Source organism: Rhizobium sp. L51/94, assembly GCF_019355555.1.
Lineage (GTDB): Bacteria > Pseudomonadota > Alphaproteobacteria > Rhizobiales > Rhizobiaceae > Rhizobium > Rhizobium rhododendri.
Window position 1 is genome coordinate 1,802,034 of sequence record NZ_CP072141.1, and the last position, 22,005, is coordinate 1,824,038.

Here is a 22,005-nt window from a genome sequence, read left to right on the forward strand (position 1 = left end):
GACAAGAGCGGCGAGCCTAGACAGCAGACTATCAGAGGTCTGAGCGGGCCCCTTCCGGTTGAAATGTCATCAAGGCAAACGAGCCGAGCGGCATGCCCAACGATTTCCGCTTATGGGCATGGGTCGCCTCCCTTCCAAGCCATAAACATAGCCAGCAACGTTTGTTTGCGCCAAGAAAGTTCTCTGCATTGCCGCAGGCACTCCGGTGCATCTCATCTCCATAACCGCAGCTCACTCAGCCGTCGCTGCGGACCCGTCTTCCGTCGGCATCGAACAAGCGCGCATCCGATGGATCGAACGTCACTGTAATCGACTGCCCGACCTTGGGCGCTGGGCCCCGACCGCCTTGGACGACCAGCGACACGCCCGGCTGAACCTGCCCGTAGAGATAAGTCGCACCACCCAGGAATTCCGTAAAGTCGACGGTGAGACTGAGGCCAGGCTCGGCGTCGCGGGTTAACCGTAGATGCTCTGGTCTTATGCCGAACTGCAGTTCACCGTTTGCGGGTAGGCTAGCAGGCACCGCGAACGGCAGGCGCTGGCCGCCGATCAGGAGCGAGCCGGCCTCGCAGCTCGCCGGCAGGATGTTCATCTTGGGGCTGCCGATAAAGCCGGCCACGAACAGGTTGTCGGGATCGTTGTAGAGGTCGAACGGGGAACCGATTTGTTCGATACGGCCAGCTCTGAGAACGACGATCTTGTCTGCCAGCGTCATGGCTTCGGTCTGGTCGTGTGTGACGTAGATCATCGTGTTGCCGAGTTGCTTGTGCAGCCGTGCGATCTCGATGCGCATGCCCACCCGCAATTCGGCATCGAGGTTGGAGAGCGGTTCGTCGAACAGAAAGACCTTGCGATCGCGCACGATGGCTCGACCGATAGCAACGCGTTGGCGCTGACCGCCGGAGAGCTGGCCAGGACGGCGATCGAGCAAGGGAGACAAATGCAGAATTTCGGCCGCCGCCTGCACCATGTCGGCGACTTCCTTCTTCGGCCGATGCGCCATGCGCAAGCCAAAGCCCATGTTCTGGGCGACGGTCATGTGCGGATAGAGCGCATAGGACTGGAATACCATGGCAATGCCGCGATCCGAGGGATCGGCATCCGTGACGTCGCGTCCGCCGATGAGGATTTCGCCCCGGCTTGTCTCCTCCAGTCCGGCAATCAGCCGCAGAAGCGTCGACTTTCCACAGCCGGACGGCCCCACGAACACGACGAATTCGCCGGCCGCAATGGAAAGGTCGATGTCGTGGATGACGTCGACCGCGCCGAAGCTCTTGGAGACGCCCCTCAGATCGACGCCGCTGGTCTGGGCTGAAAGGTGAGATGCCACTCTCATGTCCACCGCATTCATCGACCACCCTCCGTCCGGATCCAGACCAGCATCTCTCCCGCTGCGCGATTGTCCCACAGATGATATGGAACCGCCCGGATTTCCGCCTCCTCCCGGCGAGGCAGCCTTTCCGTGTAGAGGCTTTCGCCAGCGGCCACTTCGCGCAGACCGGTCGTTACAAGTGCCGGGATGCTACCAAGTGTGTTCACGGGCTCGCAGCGAAAGCGACTTTGCGGTTGAAGGACGAGGGAGTTCAGGTCATCGCCATTGTCGACGCCCTCAAGGCAATAGACCAGCGGCCCCCGCTGGAGCGCCACCCGTCCCTGGTCGACCCCCGCCTTCGGGTGCGCGTGTAGTTGCTGTACCGGCATCTCTAGATCGAGTTCCACAACATCTCCCGACTTCCAGAGGCGGGACAGCCTCGCATACCCCTTCTGCTCGACGGCAGCTCGGTCGACCGGCGCGCCGTTGACACGGATCGTCACGCCCGGTGACCAGGCCGGCAGGCGCAGGGAAAGAGTGAATTCGGCCGGCTGCTGCGGCTCCAGCGTCAGCCGGATGGCGCCATCCAGGGGATAGATGGTTTCCTGGCCGATACGAACAGCCGTTCCTGCCGTCTCCAGATCCGCAATGCCCTCGCAGTAAAGATGCACGGCGATTTCGTTTTCCGACTCGCCGTACATGTATGTGCCGACCGACGCTACCAGCCGGGCGATGTTCGGCGGGCAGCAGGGGCAGCGATGCCAGGTCCACCTATGATGCTTGCCACGGCTTTCCAGCGGATTGTCATAGAAGAACCGGGTGCCGTCGATGGAGAGACCGACCAGAGCACCGTTGTAGAGCGCCCGCTCCATGACGTCAGCATAGGCGCGATCGGGACCCAGCCCCAGCATGCGGCTGGCCCAGAAGACCAGCGCCACGGCAGCACATGTCTCGGCATAGGCCGTTTCGTTTGGAAGGTCGTAGTCGAAGGTCAGTCCCTCGTTGTGGGCAGAGGGCCCGAAACCACCTGTGACGTAAAGGTTCTTCTCGGTAAGGTGCGCCCAGATCGCCTCGAGCGCAGGTTTCAGACTGTCGTCGCCAAACTCGGTCGATACATCGGCCATCCCGGAGTAGAGGTAGGCGGCGCGCACGGCATGGCCAACCACATGGCGCTGCTCGCGCACCGGCACATGGCTCTGCGAGTACTCGTAGGTCGCAAAGTGATAATCGGCCGGATCCCGGCCCCGCGCGCGGGCTTCCCGGTCGTAATAGTGCTGGCCATCAGGCCGTTGGCCACGCTCGTTGACGAAGAAGCGGGCAAGCTCGAGATAGCGTTGCTCGCCGGTGGCGCGCCCAAGCTTGACAAGCGCAAGCTCGATTTCGGGATGTCCGCAATAGCCCGGCTTCTGGTCTTCTCCGGGCCCGAAGACGGTCGCTATATGATCGGCGTAGCGCGCCATGATATCCAGCAATTTGCGCTTGCCGGTGACGTGATAGTAGGCCACGGCACCTTCCATCAGGTGGCCGGCATCATAGAGCTCGTGGCAATCGCGCAGGTTGGTCCAGCGCTTGCCGGGTTCGATCCGCTGGTACCAGGAATTCAGGTAGCCATTCTCGTCCTGCAGTCGTCCATAGGCATCGACGATCTCGTCGATCCGGGCCTCGAGCGCGGCATCCGGCTTGTGCAGCAGCCCATAGGCGGCCGCCTCGATGCTCTTGCCGAAGTCGGAGTCCCAGAACATCTGGGTGCTGACAGTATCATTGCCCTGCTGGTAGGGAATGCGCAGCCCGGGGTTTGGCCTGTCCGGATCGACCTGGTCCAGCATGCCCGCTTCGATGCAGCGGTCGAGCAGGGTGTGCGCGGTGGCGGTTGCGATGGTTTCGATGCGGGGACCGAAGAAGCCGCCGACGCGCACCTGATGGACGGCCGGTGGGCGGAATTTTGCATTCTGGCGGATCGTGTCGGCGGCGGAAGAAGGCATGCTCATGATGTAGGTCCTCTGTTGGATTGGTGTGCGCCTATTTCACCGCGCCGGCCGTGAGGCCGCGGATGTAATAGCGCTGGAGAGCAAGAAAGAGCAGCAGGCAGGGGATCATCATCACGGTAACGCCCGCCTGCACGGCGCCCCAGTCGACTGAGCCATAATGGCCGGAGCGCACGGCCGTAACGAGCACCGGAAGCGTGTAGCGGTCCTGATCGGTCAACAGCACCAATGCTGCCAGGAATTCGTTCCAGGCGTTCAGGAAGGCGAAAAGGCCGACCGAAACGACACCCGGAAACACCAGCGGCCCCATGACATAGACCAGCGCCCGCAGTCCCTTCACGCCATCGATGCGCGCCGCCTCCTCGATCTCCTTGGGCACTGCGTCGAAGGCATTGCGCATCATGAAGACCGAGAAAGGCAGCTGCAGCGTGACATAGATGAGGACGAGGCCGCTCAGCGTATTCTGCAGCCCGAGCTTGGCGAGGATCAGGAACAGCGGTGTCAATATGGATTGAAACGGCACCATGATCGTCGACAGAATGAGAACGAAGGCCACCGCCTTGAACGGAAAGCGGAAGCGCGAAAATCCGTAACCGGCAAAGACCGAGACCACGACGGTGAGCAACGCCGTGGCGACGGCGACGAAAAGGCTGTTGCCGGCGTAATGCAGGATGCCGGCGCCGAAATCCTCCAGTCTCCCGTAGTTGCCAAAGCCAAGTCCCTGGATCGAAAGCAGCCCATTTCCCGCCATGGCGGGCGGTCGGAACGATGCCAGCAGGACAAGCGCAATCGGCGCCAGAAACAACAGTGCAACGAGCAGGCAGGTGGTGTGAAACAGCACTCCGTAAAGCCAGGCATTGCCGCGTCTGCGTGCCGGCGCAAGCTTTGCTGCGTGAAGCGTTGCGGTCATCGTCATCGCGCGGCCTCCCTGTCACCCAGCAGTCGCAGCTGGATCACGCTCAGCACCACCAAAATGGCAAGCAGCACCATCGACAGCGCCGCACCATAACCGAGACGGAAGGACACGAAGGACTGGCTGAAAATCCAGTAAACTGCGGTGATCGTCTTGTTCTGCGGTCCGCCGGCGAGAATGATGTAGAATTGGTCGAAGGCGAGCATGGAGCCGGAAACGCACAAAATGAGCGCAAGGGCAAAAGGACGGCGCACCAGCGGCAGCGTAATGAAGCGGAACCGCTGAAGCGCGTTCGCGCCGTCGATCCGGGCGGCCTCCGTGAAGTCGGCCGGAATGGAGTGCAGTCCGCTCATCAGGATGACCATGTAGAAGCCCGCCATCTTCCAGATCACCATGGCGGTGACCGACCAAAAGGCGGGTGCAAAGGTGGCGAGAAGGTTCACGCGGCCATCCGTGAGACCCAGCGCCTCGGCCAAAGGGGAAAACAGTCCGCTGTCGACATTCGACAACCAGCTCCACAATAGGCTCGCCGAGGCGAAACCGATCACCACCGGCAGAAAAAACGCGGTACGATAGAAGCCGGCGAACGGTCGTGACTTTTCCACCAGGAGGGCTAGCGCAAAACCGACCAGCAAAAGGCCGATCGTGGCTGCGATGGTGTAGCGGATGGTGAAGGCGAGCGCGTTCCAGAAGTTGATGTCGTTCCAGAGCGCCTTGTAGTTGGCAAAGCCGACCCAGCGCGGCACGCCGATCAGCGGCCAGTTGTGCAGCGACATCCAGGCGGTCATGCCAAGAGGCACGAGAAAGAAGACGAGGACCAGCGCCAGCGCCGGAGCCACGTAGAGAAGTCCCATCCAGTCACGACGCGGCTTGCGCCGGGGACGCAGAGAGGCATTGGGCGCGCCGCTTGGCGTCGCCAGAGTATTGACTGACATCGGTCTGGTCCTTCGCTGATATCCATGCAGCGGAGCCTCACGGCTCCGCCTTTCAGGATCGAGCCTTCAGGGCGCGGTGTCGACGATCGACTGCATGGCGCTCTGCGCGGCCTGGATCGCCGGTTCGATCGCATCCGGTCCACCGAAGAAGGCCGTGTTCAGCATGGTGATCCATGGGCCGTTGGCGGAGTTGATCAGATCGTTAAACACAGTGGAATAGGGCGTCCGGCCCTTGGCCATCGCGTCGGCAGCAATCAGATAGCGTGAATCGAGGCCTGCCAGCGCTTCCTTGGCGATATCGCTACGGATCGGCAGCGAACCGTTGCGGGCAAGCAGCTTCTGGCCGTCGAGCGAATAGGAGAACTCGAGGAACGCCTTCACCGCCTCCATTTTCTTGGTCCCCTTGGAGACGACAAAATTGTCGCCGCCGGCAAAGGAGGAGGAGCCGCCTTCCTTGCCCGGAAGGGGAGCGACGCCGTATTCGAGATCTGGACTTTGCGAATTGAGCGCGCCGATGGCGAAGGAACCGGACGGCGTGATGCCGATCTTGCCAGTGGCGAAGGCAGAGAAGAAATTCGCCCCCGTGTCCGTTTGTGCGCCTGCCGGAATGAGCTTGTCTCTTGCCATGCCCTGATAGAAGGCGATCGCATCCCGCATCTGAGGCGTATCCAGCGTAACCTTGCGGCCATCGGCGGAGAAGATGTCGCCGCCCGACGCCCATATGAGCGGCGTGAAGGTGAAGATATTGCAGCCGCCGCAGTTGCCGGAGAAGTAGAAGCCTTTGATATCTCCCCCGAGGGCATTGACCTTTTCCGCATCGCTACGGATTTCCGCCCACGTCGCTGGCCCCTTGTCGGGATCGAGACCAGCCTGCCTGAACAACTTCTTGTTCCAGATGAGCACCGAGCCATCAGCGGAGAACGGCACGCCATAGATGCGGTCGTTGTAGGTCCCGACTGAAATGTGCGCCTTCGACAGAGCGTTGAAATAGGGCAGGGACTTTGCAAAATCGGTCAAATCCTCCAATTGACCGGCCGCGGCAAAGGCGGGCGTGTAGATCAGGTCGAGCGATAGGGCATCAGGTGCCGTCCCGCCGGCCGCTGCCACGGCGTATTTTTGCACGAGTTCATTGACCGGTACGATCTGCAGATCCGCGTGATGCTCCTTCTGGCTGTTGTTGAATGCATCGACGAGCTTCGGCATGAAGGTCGAGCTGTCGGACCGCGTCCAGAGCGTGAAAGTATCCGCGCTGGCGGATAGCGGCAGAGCGAGCGATGCTGCGACAAGGCCGCTGAACCCCAATATCCATTTCTTCATTTCATTCCCCTCCCAGTTTTGCACCCGGCTTCGGGTGCGGTTAAATCCTATTCAGTCGACGGCTCCTCCGAACCGCACGATTGACGCACCTTCAAGCGGCACGGAAGACGGCGCTGCCCGGCCTCCACCGGCTTGCCGTCAATGAGATCAAGTAGCGTGACGCCAGCCTGGCGCCCCAACTCCTTGAGGGCCATATCGACTGTCGTCAGCGGCGGACGCGTGGCCGTTGCAAAAATCTCCCAGTTGTCGAAGCCGACGACGGCGATGTCCTCCGGCACCCTGAGACCCGCAAGCGTCAAGGCGTCGATCAGCCCGCGGGCGATCTGGTCGTTGCCGCAAAACACCGCATCGGGCCGATCAGACACCGGCTTTGCAACGAGCAGCTGTCCGCTTTCGTAGCCAAAGCGTTCGGACCATTCGCCGGACAGCGCCGCGCCAAAGCAGGGGAGCGCCGCTTCGGAGAGCGCGCGCAGCCAGCCCTTTTCCCGCAGGCCGACGGCGCCGAAGCTGCGCGGACCCGTCACATGCGCAATGCGCGTGCGACCGAGGCTGACGAGATGGGCGACGGCCGCATGCGCGCCTCCCTCGTCGTCGGGGACAAAACCGATGGCGCCTGGAGGACAGGCCGCATTGACGTAGACGACAGGCATGTGAACGGCAGGAAGATCGACCGGCAGCACACGGTCGATACGCTTTCCGGAAACCACCAGCCCGTCGACGCGCTTGTCCTCCATCGCTTCCAGATTGAGCCGCACGCGCTCCGGATCGTCGTCAATGGCACACAGAAAGACCGACACTCCACGATCTGCCATCGCGGACGACAGGCCGGCGGCAATTGGGAGGGTAAAGCGACCGTATGTGTCATTGGTGAGAAGGCCAAGGGTGAATGAGCGCTGGTGAACGAGCGCGCGCGCCATGGCGTTCGGGCGAAAACCCATCTTCTGCGCGATATCCTGTATGCGTTTCCGGGTCTCGACCGTCATACGGCCGCGCTCGTTTAGGGCCTTGGATGCAGTGGAAACCGATACGTTCGCAGCAAGCGCAACGTCTTTAATCGTGATGCGCGCGGCGACCTCTGTCCTGTCGCCTGACAACACTGCCACGCCTTTGCTATTTTCGTTCAATACCACCGGACATCAACATATCTGGAATGAAAAACCGTTTGCTCACCATAGGAAAACCGTTTTCTCATCTTTGGTCAAGCGCTTTTTCTCGTTCGTCATGACGTATGGGATTAAAACCTTCGAGCAATCTTGGCGTTGCCAGACGCGCCTATGCCGGAGCAATGGTTGCACAAGAAACGCACCGCAAACGAATTGCCGCTTTTCGGAAAGATACGAGGCGACATCTGTGGAGATTTCATCCAACTCGTGTAGCCATGCCCTCGGATGCATTGGGTTGCGGCTATGTCAAACGAAGCGTCTTGAGCGCGGTTATCCTTCGGATCGAAATAGCTGGCCTGCTCGTATGATCCAGTCTGTCTGCGGACATGCGTTGCCAACGACCACCCTTGGGGCCGCACGGGGTGGGACGTAGGCCATACGTCCATCGCTGATACGATCGTCCATGCTGTTGAACTTAGCTTCCGGGACCAGGCCGCTGTTGGGGTGCGCGGGCATTCGCTATTTCCCTGACACCGGAGTGAAGTGGCGTTGCAAGCGCCGACGGGCATCGGCCGAGGACGGTTTGAGCAATGGCAATGACGCGGAGACGTTTCATGGGTGAAGGTGACAAGGCAACGGCTGCCTTAGTAATCGGCGGGGGTGCTGCCCGGGCAGGCTCGCGACCGGTCGACGTCATCATCGTCGGAGCCGGATCTGCGGGATCCGTGCTTGCGACACGGCTCAGTGCCGATCCCCATCGTCACGTGCTGTTGCTGGAGGCCGGCCCCAGCTTTGCACCGACGGGCTACCCGAAAAGCCTGACCGACGCCGGCACTGTCGGTACGCCCGATTTCGACTGGCACTACCACAGCGACGACAAGGAAAGGCTCGGCCATGACATTCCGCTGCCACGCGGCCGGGTCGTCGGCGGCAGCTCGGCAGTCAACGGTACTGTCGCCATGCGGGCACGACCGTCAGATTTTGCGCGCTGGGCAGCGCGCGGAATTAAGGGATGGTCCTGGAATGAAGTGTCTGCCGCGTTCGAGGCGCTGGAGAACACCCCGACCGGCGACAGCGCCGTTCACGGTCGATCCGGCCCTTTCCCGATCAGGCAGCGCACCCTTAGCGAACTGACGCCGTCGTCGAGAGCCTTCGTCCAGGCCGCCCGCCACCTTGGCCTTGCCGACGTGCAGGATTTCAACGGCGACGCTGCGGACGGGGCAGGGGCATACCCGCTGAACGTCGTCGACGAGATGCGGATGAACACCGGCATCGTCTATCTGACCGCCGAGGTCCGTGCCCGTTCGAACCTTGCGATCCGCAGCGGGTCCGAAGTGGACAACATTGTCTTTAGCGGCCATCGCGCCACGGGCGTTCGGCTGGTCTCCGGAGAAGTCCTCACAGCAGGCGAAATCATCCTTTCGGGCGGGGCATTCGGCAGTCCGGCCATTCTCCTTCGCTCCGGCATCGGTCCGGCCAGCGATCTGCGTGCTCTGGAAATCCCGGTGCTGGCGGGTCTGCCGGTCGGCGCACGTCTCCAGGACCATCCGTTCTTCTACAATGTCTACGCGCTGAAGGCGTCGGAAAAAGCCATGAGACCTGCGGCCGGCGCGCTTGTCTGGACGGGCTCATCTTTGTCGGTCGGCGGCGAACTCGATCTTCAGGTGTCCGCCACGCACTTCATCGACCCGAAGGCCAGCCCCACCGGTGGAGCGATCGTTCTCGCCGCCGCCGTAACCCTGCCGCGGTCCATTGGCTCCTTCCATCTGACGTCGCGCGATCCGCGCATCGCGCCGCGCATTCACTACAATTTCTTCGACGACCCCAGCGATCTCGACAGGATGGTGGAGGCGGTCAGACTCTCCCGGGAGATCGGCAGAACGGCGCCGTTCGCAGGCATGGTTGACCACGAGATGGCACCGGGGGCTGGCATCCAGAGCGACGCGGACCTGCGCGCCAACATCGTCGCCAATATCGCAGCCTACCAGCATCCGACTTCGACGGTCCCGATGGGGCCGGACACCGACGACACCGCCGTCGTCGATGCCTTTGGGGGCGTGCGCGGTTTCCAGGGCCTTCGTGTCGTCGATGCCTCCATCCTGCCGGACATTCCATCGGTTCCAACCAACGTCACCACCATCATGGTCGCCGAGCGGATCGCCGCCCGCATCCTCGCCTAGCTCGAATTTCCCTCCGATTAGAGCCTCTCAGAAGGACGCTTCCCATGTCGCAGACAACATCCAGGAACTGGCTGATCACCGGCGTATCGTCGGGTCTCGGCCGCACCCTTGCGCAAGCCGCGCTGGCTCAGGGCGATCATGTGGTCGGCACGGTTCGCAATGCCGCCAACAAGGCCGAGTTCGAGGCTGTCGCACCGGGCCGCTCGTCTGCCGTCGTCCTCGATGTTACCGATGTTGCTTCCGTGGAGGCCGGGCTCGCTGAGGCGGCCACCCTGTTCGGTGGCCGGATCGACGTCCTTGTCAACAATGCCGGATGGGGGATGCTGGGCGCGGTCGAGGAGACCAGCGAGACCGAGGCGAAGGCGGTGTTCGACACCAACTTCTTCGGCCAGCTCAATGTCTTGCGGGCGGCACTGCCGATCATGCGGGCTGCAGGAACCGGTCACATCGTCGCCGCATCCGCCGTCGGCGGGTTTACGGGCTTTGCCGGGCTTGGGGTGTACTCTGCGGCAAAGGCTGCGGTCGACATCATGAACGAGGCTCTGGCGCAAGAGGTCGCGCCGTTCGGGATCAAGGTGACAATCCTGACACTGGGCATTTTCCGCACCAACTTCGCCTCGTCATCGCTGAAGCATGTCGGCCAGACGATTGCCGCCTATGAGGACAACCCCGTCGGCAAGTTCCGTGGATTCATGGACCAGATCTCCGGCAAGCAGCCGAACGATCCCCAGCGTGGTGCCGAGGCAATTCTCAAGCTCGTCGCCTCCGAAAAGCCGCCTCTGCATCTTGCGCTTGGAGACGACGCGGTCGCCGTCATGGAACGCAAGATGGCGTCGATGAAGAGCGATATCGATGCCTGGCGCGAAGTCAGTGCATCGGTCGTGTTCCCGAAATGACCAAACAGAACGTCCCGCCGCTGATCTCGTATTTTCACCCAGGAGCATTCCCATGACATCCCTAGCAGGCAAGGTTGCGCTGATCACCGGTGCATCGCGTGGCATCGGCCGGGCGATTGGCGAGCGGCTCGGACGCGAGGGCGCTACGGTGGCGATCAACTATCGCAGCCGTCCCGAGGAAGCGGCGGACGCGGTTCGGGCGGTCGAGGAGGCCGGCGGCGTGGCGCGCGCCTTCCAGGCCGATGTTGCCAACATGGCGGACATCGGCCGGCTGTTTTCGGAAGTCGATGCTGCCTTTGGCGGCCTCGACATCGTCGTCGCCAATGCAGGACTACCGTTCATCGGCGTGGCAGTCGTTGACGTCAGGGAGGAGGATTTCGATCGGATCTTCGGACTGAACGCCAAGGGTTCGTTCTTTGTGCTTCAGGAAGCGGCCAAGCGCGTATGCAACGGCGGACGGATCATCGATATTTCGACATCGACAACCGCGTTCACGGCACAGGGGATGGGGCTGCACGCCGCTTCGAAGGCCGGATCGAAGCTGATCGTGGAGGTCCTTGCGATTGAACTCGGCCATCGTGCGATCACGGTCAACTCGGTCATGCCCGGCGCGACCAACACCGAGTTCATCAAGGATGCGCCGCAGGAAGAGCGGGACCGCATCGCTGCCGGCTCACCGCTTGGACGCCTTGGCGAGCCCGACGAAATCGCCGATGTCGTCGCCTTCCTCGCCTCCGATCAGGCGCGATGGCTGACGGGGCAACACATCCTGGCGAATGGCGGAGCGAGGGTATGACCAAGAGCTATGTCGCCGTCTACACCGCGACCATTAGCGCAAGTCCGGAGCGGATCTGGGCTGTCGTCCGCGATTTCGCAACAGTTGCATCGTGGAACCCCATTGCCCGCGAGAGCCGTCTGGTGGGCGAGCGGGAACGGGAGCTGATCACCTCCGACGGGACGCTTGTCCGCGAGCGGATGATCAAATGTGACGACGACGCACGTCATCTCACCTACCAGATGGTGACATTCCCTATTCCCGTCACCGAGCAGACGAACCAGATCCTTGTCGTTGCAGGCAAATCTGACGACGAGACGAACATCCGGTTCGAGGCGTCGTTCATTCCGGCCGACGGGGCGGATTCGAACGTGATACAGGGCATCAATCTTTCGGCGTTTGCGTCGGCATCTGAAGGTCTTGCCCGTCATTTGGGGGTTGCCCTGGTGAGGGCGTCTCTCTAATGCTGGTTGTGGCCTCTCTATAGAATGAGGCCCTCGAACACGGGTCTTGGCGGGATGTCCGTCAACCTGCTGAAGGACTGCCTAGTGCTTGACCTGAATGACGTCCGCTACTTCGTTCAGGTCGTCGACAGCGGAGGGCTGACGGCTGCAAGCCGCAGCACGGGTATTCCGAAGTCGACCCTGAGCCATCGGCTCCAGCAGCTCGAGGCAGGCCTGGGTGTGCGCCTGGTCAACCGGACGTCACGGGCGCAGACACTGACCGAGGCGGGCTCCTTGTTCTATCGCCACGCTCTTGTCATGCTCCAGAGTGCAGAAATGGCGGAAAATTCGGTTCGCCAAAGGCTGGATGAGCCGACGGGGGTCGTCAAATTTACGACGGCGATCGCAACCTCCATGTATGTCCTGCGCCATATCATACCGCAGTTTGCGATCGATCATCCCAAGATCAACCTCGTCCAGCACACGGGCGACGAGCAGACCGACATCATCGGCGGCGCCTTCGACCTGGCGATCCGGGCCCACGAGGGACAAATGACCGACTCGGCCCTGGTGCAGCGTACATTGTCTCCGGCACCCTGGTTCATCTTCGCGGCTCCCTGCTATCTCCAGCATCGCGGTGAGCCAACCACGCCGGACGATCTTTTGGAGCATGACCTTCTGGCGATGTATCGTCCCGGGCAGGCGACCGTCTGGAAGCTCAGCCATCCCTTGATGGGCGATCGCTCGCTTGCGGTCCAACCCCGGATGGCGGGCAATGACCTGATGATGCTGAAACAAGCGGCGGCGGACGGGATCGGCATCACGGCGCTTCCGGGTTACATTTGTCGGGAGGAATTGCTCGAGGGAAAGCTGCAAAGGGTGATGCCGGAATGGCTGGCGGGCAAGGCGGTCATCACGGCGGTATTGCCTTTCCGGGATTATGTGCTGCCATCGGTGCGTGCGTTTCTCGACTACCTCATCATCGAGCTGCCCAAAGTGGTCAACCCTGATCCTGGCTCACCATAGTTCGCCATTTGTCAGCAATCTCAGTCGGAGCCTTCATGTCCCAGTCCAAGTCGCTGCACTTCGTGACCCTTCTCGGAAGCCTGCGTCATGGCTCCTACAATGCCGCCATCGCGCGGGCCCTGCCGTCCTTGTCTCCCGACGGTGTGACGATCGCAGCGCTTGGTTCGATCGGTTCGTTTCCGCTCTATGACGAGGATTTGGAGAAGACGGGGTTCCCGGCCGATGTGATGGCCATGGGCGACACGATCCGTCTGGCCGATGGCGTCATCATCGTCACGCCGGAGTACAACTACTCCGTCCCCGGCGCTCTCAAGAACGCTCTGGACTGGCTTTCGCGTCTCCCGAACCAGCCGTTTGCGGGCAAGCCAGTGGCGATCCAGACGGCGTCACGCGGCATGCTGGGCGGCGTCCGCGCCCAGTACCATCTCCGACAAATCCTTGTGTATCTGGATGCAGCCGTACTCAACAAGCCGGAGGTGATGATCGGGCATGTCCCCGGCAACGTCGATGGAGAGCCGCCCGAGCTCACCGATGAAGAGACGCGCCAGCACCTGTCAAAGCAGATTGCCGCATTCGCGCACTTCTCTGAAGGTACAAAGACCAGCATTTAATCACCTTAATGATACTTTAAGATGTCTGTCTTGCCGCGGTCATCGGAACGAGGGCTTTGATCGTTCATTTCCTCGGACATACCGTCTTGGATAGGCAGGCTAATCATTCCGTCAGATTTCTTTAACTGAGAGCGACCGATCCAAATTGAGAGATCGGGCCATAAGCTTTGAAATGGATGATCAGGCACATGACCCAACGGTGCATTCTAAAGCCCGTCGATCCCTACAGCGGCAAGATCTACAGCACTGGCTGGAAGCAGCCGGGTCGCGGAACCCGGTCTGTTCTGGAGAAGGCCTGCGGCAAAGTGCTTGCGGCGGATTTCTCTATGGCGCGCTCATCAGTCCAGGGGGTCTGAGCCTCGACGTCTTTCTCAAGGGGCACCGATGCCTGTTGCGAAACGCGCGGCTCGTCGAGTTCTTGGAGAATAACCAAGCTCCAGCGGAATAAACAGCGGCCTTTCAAAACCGAACCCGGGGCCGGAATTGCCCCATAATCACCGAGGATATGAATATGAAACCGACATACGTGCATCGCGAAAAACCCGATGCCTACCTGTTCCTTGGCGTCGTCATGCGCGTGCTCCTCACAAGCGAGGACACGGGTGGACAGTTTACAATGATCGAGGGGACGATGCCGCCCAAGGGCGACGGCGGGCTCCACGTTCATCGCGACGACGACGAGAGCATGACACTCCTGGAAGGCGCGCTGGACGTGACGGTCGGGGAGGTCGGCTTCCGGCTGGAAGCGGGCCAGTCGTATTTCGCCCCGCGCGGCGTGCCGCACAGGTTGCGAAATACGGGTACGGTTCCCGCCCGAGGTCTCCTCGTGACGACGCCGGGTGGCTTCGATTCCTTTGTCGCACGAGCGGGCATTCCGGTTCACAACGGAGTGGTGCCGATATTGCCGCCACCTTCGCCTGAAGGGATGGGAGCGCTTCTCGAATTGGCGGCCCAGTACGGGATTACAGTTCTGGAACCGCCGGCGGGCCTTCCTTCCTGAAGTCGCTCCGAGAGCTTGCCGGGCATTCGTGCCTGGCAAGCTTTCGGGTTTTGACAGGCACCTCACCAATCCACCCGGCATGGGTTTTGATGTCCGCTTTTGAGCTCACGCTCTGAAGCACATGGTCGGCGCGCCCGTCCCCCGACCTCAATACGCCGAAAACCGCGATCTCATTGCCGCTTCCTCCTGGACGATGCGGATGATCAGCGGGATGGCGTAAAACGGCAGGCCGGCAGCCAGGGTGAGGGGAGCGTTCATGAGCAGAGCGAAGCCGATCAACTCCGGCAGGATATTCAGGAAGTAATTCGGATGTCGCACCCACCGGAACAGCGCATGGGTGACCAAAACGTGCTCACGGGCAATCAGGAGCTTCACCGTCCAGAGGGAGCCGAGCAGCCGGACCACGACCACCAGCGCTACGACCCCGATCGTATACAGAATGACGCCAATCCAGAAGGCGGCGTCAATGGGGTGCGCCTGGAAGGCACCTTCGGTCATGGCGCTGATATAGAAGGCGATGTGCGCGAGCGCCAGGATAGCCGTATTGCGCGCACCGATCTCCACGGCACCCTCTCGCTTCAACGCCGCCTCGTGGCGAAGCGATACGACGAGCATGGCGACACGGAAGGCAACCGCAACCATGCAGAAAATGATGAGACCCAGGGGCATATGAAATCCTTTCAATTGAGCGTCTTGCCGATGAACGCAACACCGGCGAAACCGGTGGTCGCTGCCCGAAGGCCTGCCTCAAGCCGTCTGCATGAGAAGGCACGGTCGCCCGGCAATGATACGCAGTGTGAGCCGAATGTTGGTGGGGGGCAGGATGACGTTATAAACCTTCAAGCCCACGGCTGCGTATTGCCGCGGCTTGATCGCGCGCCGGGTCGTCAATGTGTCGGGTGACGGGACACCTGTCGTTCAAGTGGACAGGCGCGGTTTGACCTCGCGACCGAGCAGTTCGATCGACCGCAGCATCGCCGGCTGGTCGCTCGCTGCAGAACTCATCTGGAACGTCAGGCGGTCGATGCCACCCAGTTCCTCGGATGTCTGCCGGATCTTGGTCGCCACCGCATCGGGATCACCGACGAGGAACGATCCACCGGGACGAACCAGGTTGTCGAACTGGGCGCGGGTCGACGGTGGCCAGCCCCGCTCGAGGCCGATCTTGGTGAACATCGCCTGCCATCCGGGGAAGAACCGATCCTCCGCCTCGCGCTGGGATTCTCCCACGAAGCCAAGGGCATGAATACCGACGCGCAGTGTTTCGGCGGTGTGCCCGGCGCGCGCTCCGGCCTCCCGGTAAAGGTCGACCAGCGGTCGAAACCGCCTGAACTCGCCGCCGATGATTGCAACCATCAGCGGAAGGCCCAGCAGGCCGGCTCGAACGAAGGATTGCGGCGTGCCACCCACTCCAAGCCATATCGGCATCTTTTTCTGCGCAGGTCGTGGGTAGACACCCTGGCCGTCAAGCGGAGCACGGAAACGGCCGGACCACGTCACATTCGTCTCGTCGCGCAGGGCAAGCAGCAGCTCCAGCTTTTCTTCCGACAGTGCGTCGTAATCCCTGAGGTCAAGACCGAACAGCGGATAGGCCTCGATCGAGGATCCCCGGCCCACGACGATTTCTGCCCGTCCCCGGGAAATCAGGTCCAGTGTCGCAAACTCCTGGAAGACGCGGACAGGGTCGGCGGCGCCGAGCACCGTCACCGCGCTCGTCAGGCGGATGGATTTCGTCCGGGCAGCGGCTGCGGCAAGGATCACGGCAGGTGCACTGTCGAGATAGTCGCCGCGGTGGTGCTCGCCAATGCCGAACACGTCCAGTCCTGCCGTATCGGCCATCACGATCTCGTCGAGCAGGAACCCCATACGGTCCATATCGCCGACGCCAGGGACGGTCGCGGCAAAACTGTCAATTCCGATTTCCAAGATGTAGTCCCTTCATGCGCAACGTCGATGGATTGGAGAAGCGATCTTAGGCGATGACATCCGCCATCGGAAGGGCGACCGCCGGGATGCACCGTCCAACACATCGGACACGGGCTATTTCCCCGGAAGCGTTCATGCATGTCGCGTCAAGGGGATCCGACCTCGAACATGCAGCATGCCGTTTAGGTATTGTCGATTATCGCGCGCGGGCCGCGACTTCCTCCCACGCTCTGCGGGCAAGGTCGCCGCGTGCGAAAACCGCCTCCCGGAAAGCAGCCTTGAACAATGCCCAGCGTGATTTAGGAATCCAATTTGCCGAAAGGGTCTAGTACACCGACTGCAAAAATAATGACTGTCGGAACTTCTGTCGGACCCAGCATCTAAGGGCCAAAACACTTAGAAAAATTCGGGAAAAAGCATTTAAAATCAAACTGGTCGGAGTGGAGTGATTCGAACACTCGACCCCCACGTCCCGAACGTGGTGCGCTACCAGACTGCGCTACACTCCGTGACCAGTGGCGCTTACTTAAACCAGCCGTTTTGGTTAGACAAGGCCGAATCTTCGGGGCGCTGTTTTTTGGATGGTCAGGCCGATTTGGCGGTTGGCGACAGGCACGACAGAGCTTTGTCAAAGGGGCAGGGTGGGCGCGATATGGGCCCACCCCGGCAGGTGGCTACTTCTTTGCAAATCCCGGCAGGGTGACCTGGAAGACCTGGAACATCGTGTCGACATCGGCGCCGCCTTCGCCCTTGTAGGCGGCTCCGACCTGGTAGCCGTCCTGTGTCAGGAAGTCGTTGTCGTTGGCAACAAACAGGAAATAATCGTCCGGGAGTTTCGGGTCGAGGACGCTTGCCAGCGACATCGCTTCCCATTTTTCGGACAGGTTGTTGCGGTCGTTCGGTGCGCCGTTGTGGAGGCCGAAGCGGGCAAGCTGCGCCTCGTCGTTGAGGTCGATGAACGGCGTGCGCTTGGCCGGCGTAACGGAGGGATCGAGGACGCCTTTCGGTGCCACCGGCTTGTCGGCGTCGAAGGCGGTGCCGGCAATATCGGTGGCGGCGGAGACATCCACGAGATCGATGGCGCGGTGCAGCGACTTGTCGCCCTTGACGCCATAGCCGTTGTTGCTGTCGCGGGCGAGCATCAGGAATGTGGTCGGCGACAGCGCGACGATCTCGCTCTGGGCGGCCACCATAGTCTTGCCCTTGGCATCGGTGAAGAAGGGCAGCGGCACGACATATTCGTGCACCAGTTTCAGATGGTCGACATCGCTCGCGTCATAGAAGAGGGCGCGCGTGTTCTGGCGCGTGCTGCTGCTGTCGCCGCCATCCTGGCGCGTGGCTGATTGCAGCACGGCGATGACAGTCTTGCCATCCGGCGTCATCGCCATGCCTTCGAGGCCCTGGTTGTTCTGCCGTCCGGTCTGCGGATCCTTGGGTTCCGGTGCCTTTTCGCCCGGGCCGGGATTGTTCGAGGCGAAATTCGGCTTGCCGTCACGCATCGGGATCAGCGCTGCCGGCGGCTGCGTTGCCGAGACGAGCCGGCCGTCTGCCGAGAAATGATAGATGTTCGGGCCGTATTCGTCGCTGATCAGCATCGAGCCGTCGGCAAGGCGGACGATTGCCTCGTTGTCGAGGGAGATCTTGCCGTTGGACGCCTGCGGCAGCATCGGCAACGTCGCGCTCGCCGGCCGCACGCCGGCTGACGGATCAAGTCCGGTCATGTCGGCGCCCTTGTCGTCCTTCAGAAGCATGGTGCTGGCGAGCGTGGCCGCCACGCCGGATTGCTCCTTGCCCGAGGAAGGTGCGGCACCCGGCGCCGTCGGCGTCATCTGGATGTCGATGGTATTGAGGCGGGGCCGGTAGTCCGTCGTGCCGCTGACATTGTATCCCCGGTCCGGCAGCAGCCAGAGCTTGCCCTTGTAGCCCTCGGCGGTGCGCGTCCAGGTGCCGGGATCTATCGCCATGCCCGAGCCGGAGCCGAATGTCTCGCCAAACGAATCCCGCTGGCTGGCGGGAATGCGGCCGATGCCGACGAGACCCTTGTTGACGAGGGTCTGGCTGGCGGCCGGCGCGGTATCGTCGGCACGGCCCGGGGCTACCGCAAAGCCCGTCAGGAGGACTGTCGAAAGCAGGATCGTCTTCAATATCGAGGTCTTCATAGCAATATCCTCCATCAATGATCGGCACCGCATCGGCTGCGGCTTCGGAGATGGAGCTGTCTTTTTCAAGAGTTCGACAAAACCCCGTCACCGTCTGGGGGAGGGTTTATGGCGGCAACATGATAGCTGGATGACAGGTTTTGGAATGTCGATATCACAACCCAGGCGGATCGTGCTGCAAGCACGATGGCGCGGTCGCCACTATCCGTCACTCAGTCCGTGGCGTTGCGGCGAAAGACCGAGGGGAGGCGCGTCCTGTCGATGACCGCGCCGAGGGCGACGCCCCACATGCCGCTCGCCATATTGACGATGATGTCGAACGGGCGCCCGTCATTGCCGATGGTCAGCACATGGGCGAGACCGAGCGCACTAACGGTGGCAATCATCATGAGGAAGGCAAAAGACGGTGAGTCCGGGTAGGCCAGTCGTGCCAGGCAGCCTGCGATGCACAGCGCGACGATGTGGTAGATGTTGAAAGGATTACCAATCTCGGCCTGCCAATTCACGTGCGCCAGCGTCAGCGCGACGAGGGCTGCGATATAAATCCAGACGCTGAATTTCAAAACGCGATTGGTGTCCATAGGATGAGGATATATCAGCGACTTAAGGCAAGACTAGCGTAGGCACCGCTATATCCGCACTTTCGGGGCACACAAATTGTGTACGCGCGATATAAATGTCGAAACAAATATAGGATCTTGGGCAATTCCGCGGGCTGAATTCCGCCATGCTTCCGATCTTCCCCGCCAAGGGTGATCCAGCCGCATCCGGCTTCGTAAAGAAATACATGAGATGGATATGAGTGCAAGCTCCGGCCGCACTGTCGGGATCACAAGGTCAGGAGCATAGTTGCAGGACAGCGTTGGAATGGAGCCAGGCATCAGGCGGAACAAGCGGACCCGCGTCAGGCTCAGGGACGTCGCCCAGAAGGTAGGCGTGAGCGCTATCACCGTGTCCCGTGTGTTGCGTGCACCCGACAAGGTCTCCGCAGAATTGCGCGAAAACATCCTCCGGGTCATCGATGACATGGGCTATGTGCCCGATCTGGCCGCACGGGCACTCGCCGGCCGCCATAGCGGCATCATCGCGGTTCTTGCCCCGGCAATCAACAGCCAGATCCTCTCCGATGTCATGAGTGGCATCGAAGCCCGCGTGCGCAACACCGGCCTGCACACGCAATATGCCAATACGGTGTATAGCGGCGGCGAGGAGACGGGTCAGATCCGTAACCTCCTGACGCAGAACCCGGCCGGCATCCTTCTCGTCGGCACCGAATGCTGCGAGCGGATTGCCCCGACCGTTATTTCGGCGACCTGCCCGGTATCCTACATTCTCGATCACAGCCAGAAGCCCGAAGAGCCCATGGCTGCGGCCATCGACCACGAGGCCGTCGGCGAGGCAGCCACGCGTCATCTTGTATCCGCCGGTTATCGACGCATCGGCTTGCTCGGCGGCTACCTCGATGTCCGGTCGAACCGGCGACGGCAGGGTTACGAAAACGTGCTGCAGGCAGCAGGCATCCATTATCCCGACCTGATGCTCATGGAGGATGAACCGACCAGCGTGGCCCTCGGTTGCCGGTTATTCTCAGAGCTTCTGGCGCGGGCGCCCGATGTCGATGCGGTGCTCTGCCAGAACGACGATCTGGCGCTCGGCGTGCTGTTCGAATGCCAGCGTCGCGGCATCAGCGTGCCCGGCGATCTCGGCATCTGCGGCATCAACAATCTCGAATTCGCAGCCTCCTCCCATCCGGCCATCACGACCGTCGATATCCCGCGCTTCGAACTCGGTTTTGAGGCCGCCGATATGCTGGTCCAGGCGATTGGCGGCGGGCAAATCGCCGGCCGGCGCAAGCTGGGCTTCAAGTTGATCGTGCGTGGAACGACCCGGTAAGGGGGAAAGGTCAGGGGGTATCGCTCCCCCTGAATTGTCGGTTCTATCAGATGTCGCTTGCCGCGTCCGACCAGAGGTCGGCTGCTTCCGCGGAGGTCATCCGGCGGACCTTCGCCTCGTCGCGACGGCTGGCGAACAGGTCGCTTGCCATGATCTGTTCGGCAAGGTCTGCCGGCAATGACAGGAGCACGCGCGTCTGATCCGGGTCGTAGGCACCGAGGTCGGCGCGCTTGCCCGAGATCATGCCGCCGGCCACCGTGTTGTTGGTGTCGGCATCGATCAGTATGAACGCACCGGTCGAGCGGCTCAGTTCGTAGGGATCGAAGATCGCCAGCTCGTCGAAGATCAGCTGGACCTTGCCGATGGCGTTCATCGGCAGCGCCTTGGCCGGGTTCCATGCGCCGCTGACCAGTTCCAGCTGGCTGACGGGAAGCACCTGCACCCGCTGGCGTCGACTGCCGCTCTTAAGCCAGTAGCGCTTGCCGGAGTGAATGCCTTCCGGCTGCAGCGCGACGATTTGCGCATCGAAGGAAAGGCCGACCTGCGGCTGGTGGTCGATGGCAACGATCATGTCGCCGCGCGACACGTCCACCTGCCGGTCTAGAACCAGCGTGATTGCATCTCCCGCCACCGCCGCGTTGCGCACCAGGTCGAAGGTGACGATCTTGGCGACGTTTGCGACCATGCCAGATGGCAAGATCATCACGCTGTCGCCGGGCTTCACCGAGCCGCCGGCAACGGTGCCCTGATAGCCGCGAAAGCTTTCGCCGGGCCGCGACACGCGCTGCACCGACATCCGGAAGCCGACCGCCTGTGACGAGCGAACGGTTGCCAGTTCCAGCGCCTCGACCAGCGTCGGGCCGGTGTACCAAGGCATGGATGCCGCGCCGGAATATACGACGTTTTCGCCCTTAAGCGCCGACATCGGGATTGTGGTGATCTGCCTGACGCCGAGCGTCGCGGCAAATTCCTTGAAATCATGGGCGATCTTGTCGAAGCCGGCACGATCGTAGTTGGTGAGGTCGATCTTGTTGATCGCCAGCACGAACTGCTTGATCCCGAGCAGCGACGCGATGGTTGCGTGGCGGCGCGTCTGCTCGAGAATGCCGACGCGGGCATCGATCAGCAGGATGGCGAGATCGGCCGTCGAGGCCCCCGTCGCCATGTTACGGGTATACTGTTCATGGCCGGGCGTGTCGGCGACGATGAAGGAGCGGTTGTCCGTCGCAAAGTAGCGATAGGCGACATCGATGGTGATGCCCTGTTCGCGCTCGGCCTGCAATCCGTCCAGCAAAAGCGCGAAATCGGGCAGCCCGAGGTCGTTCTGCTTGCCGGTGGAATCCCGGCGCAGCGTTGCGGCCTGGTCTTCCTTGATGGCCTTGGTGTCCCAGAGCAGGCGGCCGATCAGCGTGGACTTGCCATCGTCGACGCTGCCGCAGGTGATGAGACGCAGCGGGCGGGTGTCGCGCACGGCTTTCAAAGGCTCGGCCGGGGCGAGATGGACGACGTTTGCGGCACTGGCGACAGTCAT

At 61.6% G+C, this 22,005-nt stretch carries 20 protein-coding genes and 1 tRNA gene; 9 read left to right on the forward strand and 12 right to left on the reverse strand.

What is annotated here, in order from left to right; genetic code table 11:
• Positions 1 to 235: 235 nt before the first annotated feature.
• From J5274_RS08775 to J5274_RS08800, 6 genes are all read right to left on the reverse strand, one after another.
• Positions 236 to 1,330, reverse strand: coding sequence for an ABC transporter ATP-binding protein (locus J5274_RS08775; RefSeq protein ID WP_279309156.1), 1,095 nt, complete (start codon positions 1,328 to 1,330; stop codon positions 236 to 238).
• Positions 1,331 to 1,347: 17 nt separating this feature from the next.
• Positions 1,348 to 3,300: a glycoside hydrolase family 127 protein gene (locus J5274_RS08780; protein WP_161990938.1), complete on the reverse strand. Its 1,953-nt coding sequence runs from the start codon at positions 3,298 to 3,300 to the stop codon at positions 1,348 to 1,350.
• Positions 3,301 to 3,331: 31 nt separating this feature from the next.
• Entirely contained in the window at positions 3,332 to 4,207 is an 876-nt protein-coding gene (locus J5274_RS08785) for a carbohydrate ABC transporter permease (protein ID WP_142824477.1), read from the reverse strand.
• Positions 4,208 to 4,209: 2 nt separating this feature from the next.
• Positions 4,210 to 5,145 carry a carbohydrate ABC transporter permease gene (locus J5274_RS08790; RefSeq protein ID WP_142824263.1) on the reverse strand — a complete coding sequence of 312 codons (936 nt, stop codon included), beginning with the start codon at positions 5,143 to 5,145 and terminating at the stop codon, positions 4,210 to 4,212.
• A 66-nt stretch (positions 5,146 to 5,211) separates the two neighbouring features.
• A complete protein-coding gene (locus J5274_RS08795; RefSeq protein ID WP_142824264.1) occupies positions 5,212 to 6,462 on the reverse strand; it encodes a sugar ABC transporter substrate-binding protein in 1,251 nt (416 codons plus the stop codon).
• Positions 6,463 to 6,509: 47 nt separating this feature from the next.
• The gene (locus tag J5274_RS08800) at positions 6,510 to 7,556 is read right to left on the reverse strand and encodes a LacI family DNA-binding transcriptional regulator (protein WP_263431865.1); all 1,047 of its coding nucleotides are present in this window, start codon (positions 7,554 to 7,556) and stop codon (positions 6,510 to 6,512) included.
• Positions 7,557 to 8,179: 623 nt separating this feature from the next.
• On the opposite strand from J5274_RS08800, the gene J5274_RS08805 reads away from it, so the two are divergent.
• The 8 genes from J5274_RS08805 (at position 8,180) to J5274_RS08840 (ending at position 14,496) form a co-directional block, all read left to right on the forward strand.
• A complete protein-coding gene (locus J5274_RS08805; RefSeq protein WP_202617132.1) occupies positions 8,180 to 9,745 on the forward strand; it encodes a GMC family oxidoreductase in 1,566 nt (521 codons plus the stop codon).
• 44 nt (positions 9,746 to 9,789) lie between these two features.
• Positions 9,790 to 10,641, forward strand: a complete 852-nt coding sequence (locus J5274_RS08810; RefSeq protein WP_142824267.1) for an oxidoreductase — start codon at positions 9,790 to 9,792, stop codon at positions 10,639 to 10,641.
• A 52-nt stretch (positions 10,642 to 10,693) separates the two neighbouring features.
• Positions 10,694 to 11,437, forward strand: coding sequence for an SDR family oxidoreductase (locus J5274_RS08815; protein WP_142824268.1), 744 nt, complete (start codon positions 10,694 to 10,696; stop codon positions 11,435 to 11,437).
• Complete coding sequence (locus J5274_RS08820) at positions 11,434 to 11,880, forward strand: SRPBCC family protein (protein ID WP_161990937.1); 447 nt, start codon at positions 11,434 to 11,436, stop codon at positions 11,878 to 11,880. Before J5274_RS08815 ends, J5274_RS08820 begins: the two co-directional genes overlap by 4 nt.
• A gap of 84 nt (positions 11,881 to 11,964) precedes the next feature.
• A complete protein-coding gene (locus tag J5274_RS08825; RefSeq protein ID WP_142824270.1) occupies positions 11,965 to 12,885 on the forward strand; it encodes a LysR substrate-binding domain-containing protein in 921 nt (306 codons plus the stop codon).
• A gap of 35 nt (positions 12,886 to 12,920) precedes the next feature.
• Positions 12,921 to 13,496 carry an NADPH-dependent FMN reductase gene (locus J5274_RS08830; protein WP_142824271.1) on the forward strand — a complete coding sequence of 192 codons (576 nt, stop codon included), beginning with the start codon at positions 12,921 to 12,923 and terminating at the stop codon, positions 13,494 to 13,496.
• Between the two features lie 188 nt (positions 13,497 to 13,684).
• The gene (locus tag J5274_RS08835; protein ID WP_153816479.1) at positions 13,685 to 13,852 is read left to right on the forward strand and encodes a hypothetical protein; all 168 of its coding nucleotides are present in this window, start codon (positions 13,685 to 13,687) and stop codon (positions 13,850 to 13,852) included.
• A gap of 155 nt (positions 13,853 to 14,007) precedes the next feature.
• A complete protein-coding gene (locus J5274_RS08840) occupies positions 14,008 to 14,496 on the forward strand; it encodes a cupin domain-containing protein (protein WP_202617133.1) in 489 nt (162 codons plus the stop codon).
• A gap of 147 nt (positions 14,497 to 14,643) precedes the next feature.
• Here the strand turns inward: J5274_RS08840 and J5274_RS08845 are convergent, their stop codons facing one another.
• The 5 genes from J5274_RS08845 to J5274_RS08865 all read right to left on the reverse strand — a co-directional run bounded on the left by J5274_RS08845 (position 14,644) and on the right by J5274_RS08865 (position 19,144).
• Entirely contained in the window at positions 14,644 to 15,165 is a 522-nt protein-coding gene (locus tag J5274_RS08845; RefSeq protein WP_142824273.1) for an isoprenylcysteine carboxylmethyltransferase family protein, read from the reverse strand.
• Between the two features lie 249 nt (positions 15,166 to 15,414).
• On the reverse strand, positions 15,415 to 16,422 hold the full coding sequence (locus J5274_RS08850; protein ID WP_142824274.1) for an Atu2307/SP_0267 family LLM class monooxygenase: 1,008 nt from the start codon (positions 16,420 to 16,422) through the stop codon (positions 15,415 to 15,417).
• Positions 16,423 to 16,854: 432 nt separating this feature from the next.
• A tRNA-Pro gene (locus tag J5274_RS08855) sits at positions 16,855 to 16,931 on the reverse strand.
• 165 nt (positions 16,932 to 17,096) lie between these two features.
• On the reverse strand, positions 17,097 to 18,581 hold the full coding sequence (locus J5274_RS08860) for an esterase-like activity of phytase family protein (protein WP_219274924.1): 1,485 nt from the start codon (positions 18,579 to 18,581) through the stop codon (positions 17,097 to 17,099).
• A 212-nt stretch (positions 18,582 to 18,793) separates the two neighbouring features.
• Positions 18,794 to 19,144 carry a hypothetical protein gene (locus J5274_RS08865; protein WP_142824276.1) on the reverse strand — a complete coding sequence of 117 codons (351 nt, stop codon included), beginning with the start codon at positions 19,142 to 19,144 and terminating at the stop codon, positions 18,794 to 18,796.
• A 304-nt stretch (positions 19,145 to 19,448) separates the two neighbouring features.
• Here J5274_RS08865 and J5274_RS08870 point away from each other — a divergent pair, with 304 nt between their 5' ends.
• Complete coding sequence (locus J5274_RS08870) at positions 19,449 to 20,474, forward strand: LacI family DNA-binding transcriptional regulator (RefSeq protein WP_142824478.1); 1,026 nt, start codon at positions 19,449 to 19,451, stop codon at positions 20,472 to 20,474.
• A gap of 46 nt (positions 20,475 to 20,520) precedes the next feature.
• On the opposite strand, the gene cysN is transcribed toward J5274_RS08870, so the two are convergent.
• Positions 20,521 to 22,005, reverse strand: coding sequence for a sulfate adenylyltransferase subunit CysN (gene cysN, locus J5274_RS08875; protein ID WP_142824479.1), 1,485 nt, complete (start codon positions 22,003 to 22,005; stop codon positions 20,521 to 20,523).

What these genes read in the sequence shown, in the direction of transcription:
- J5274_RS08780 (WP_161990938.1), bottom strand. Translation starts at nt 3,300, where the DNA reads ATGAGCATGCCTTCTTCCGCCGCCGACACGATCCGCCAGAATGCAAAA.
- J5274_RS08785 (WP_142824477.1), bottom strand. Translation starts at nt 4,207, where the DNA reads ATGACCGCAACGCTTCACGCAGCAAAGCTTGCGCCGGCACGCAGACGC.
- J5274_RS08790 (WP_142824263.1), bottom strand. Translation starts at nt 5,145, where the DNA reads ATGTCAGTCAATACTCTGGCGACGCCAAGCGGCGCGCCCAATGCCTCT.
- J5274_RS08795 (WP_142824264.1), bottom strand. Translation starts at nt 6,462, where the DNA reads ATGAAGAAATGGATATTGGGGTTCAGCGGCCTTGTCGCAGCATCGCTC.
- J5274_RS08805 (WP_202617132.1), top strand. Translation starts at nt 8,180, where the DNA reads ATGGGTGAAGGTGACAAGGCAACGGCTGCCTTAGTAATCGGCGGGGGT.
- J5274_RS08810 (WP_142824267.1), top strand. Translation starts at nt 9,790, where the DNA reads ATGTCGCAGACAACATCCAGGAACTGGCTGATCACCGGCGTATCGTCG.
- J5274_RS08815 (WP_142824268.1), top strand. Translation starts at nt 10,694, where the DNA reads ATGACATCCCTAGCAGGCAAGGTTGCGCTGATCACCGGTGCATCGCGT.
- J5274_RS08820 (WP_161990937.1), top strand. Translation starts at nt 11,434, where the DNA reads ATGACCAAGAGCTATGTCGCCGTCTACACCGCGACCATTAGCGCAAGT.
- J5274_RS08830 (WP_142824271.1), top strand. Translation starts at nt 12,921, where the DNA reads ATGTCCCAGTCCAAGTCGCTGCACTTCGTGACCCTTCTCGGAAGCCTG.
- J5274_RS08835 (WP_153816479.1), top strand. Translation starts at nt 13,685, where the DNA reads ATGACCCAACGGTGCATTCTAAAGCCCGTCGATCCCTACAGCGGCAAG.
- J5274_RS08840 (WP_202617133.1), top strand. Translation starts at nt 14,008, where the DNA reads ATGAAACCGACATACGTGCATCGCGAAAAACCCGATGCCTACCTGTTC.
- J5274_RS08845 (WP_142824273.1), bottom strand. Translation starts at nt 15,165, where the DNA reads ATGCCCCTGGGTCTCATCATTTTCTGCATGGTTGCGGTTGCCTTCCGT.
- J5274_RS08860 (WP_219274924.1), bottom strand. Translation starts at nt 18,581, where the DNA reads ATGAAGACCTCGATATTGAAGACGATCCTGCTTTCGACAGTCCTCCTG.
- J5274_RS08870 (WP_142824478.1), top strand. Translation starts at nt 19,449, where the DNA reads ATGGAGCCAGGCATCAGGCGGAACAAGCGGACCCGCGTCAGGCTCAGG.
- cysN (WP_142824479.1), bottom strand. Translation starts at nt 22,005, where the DNA reads ATGACTGTCGCCAGTGCCGCAAACGTCGTCCATCTCGCCCCGGCCGAG.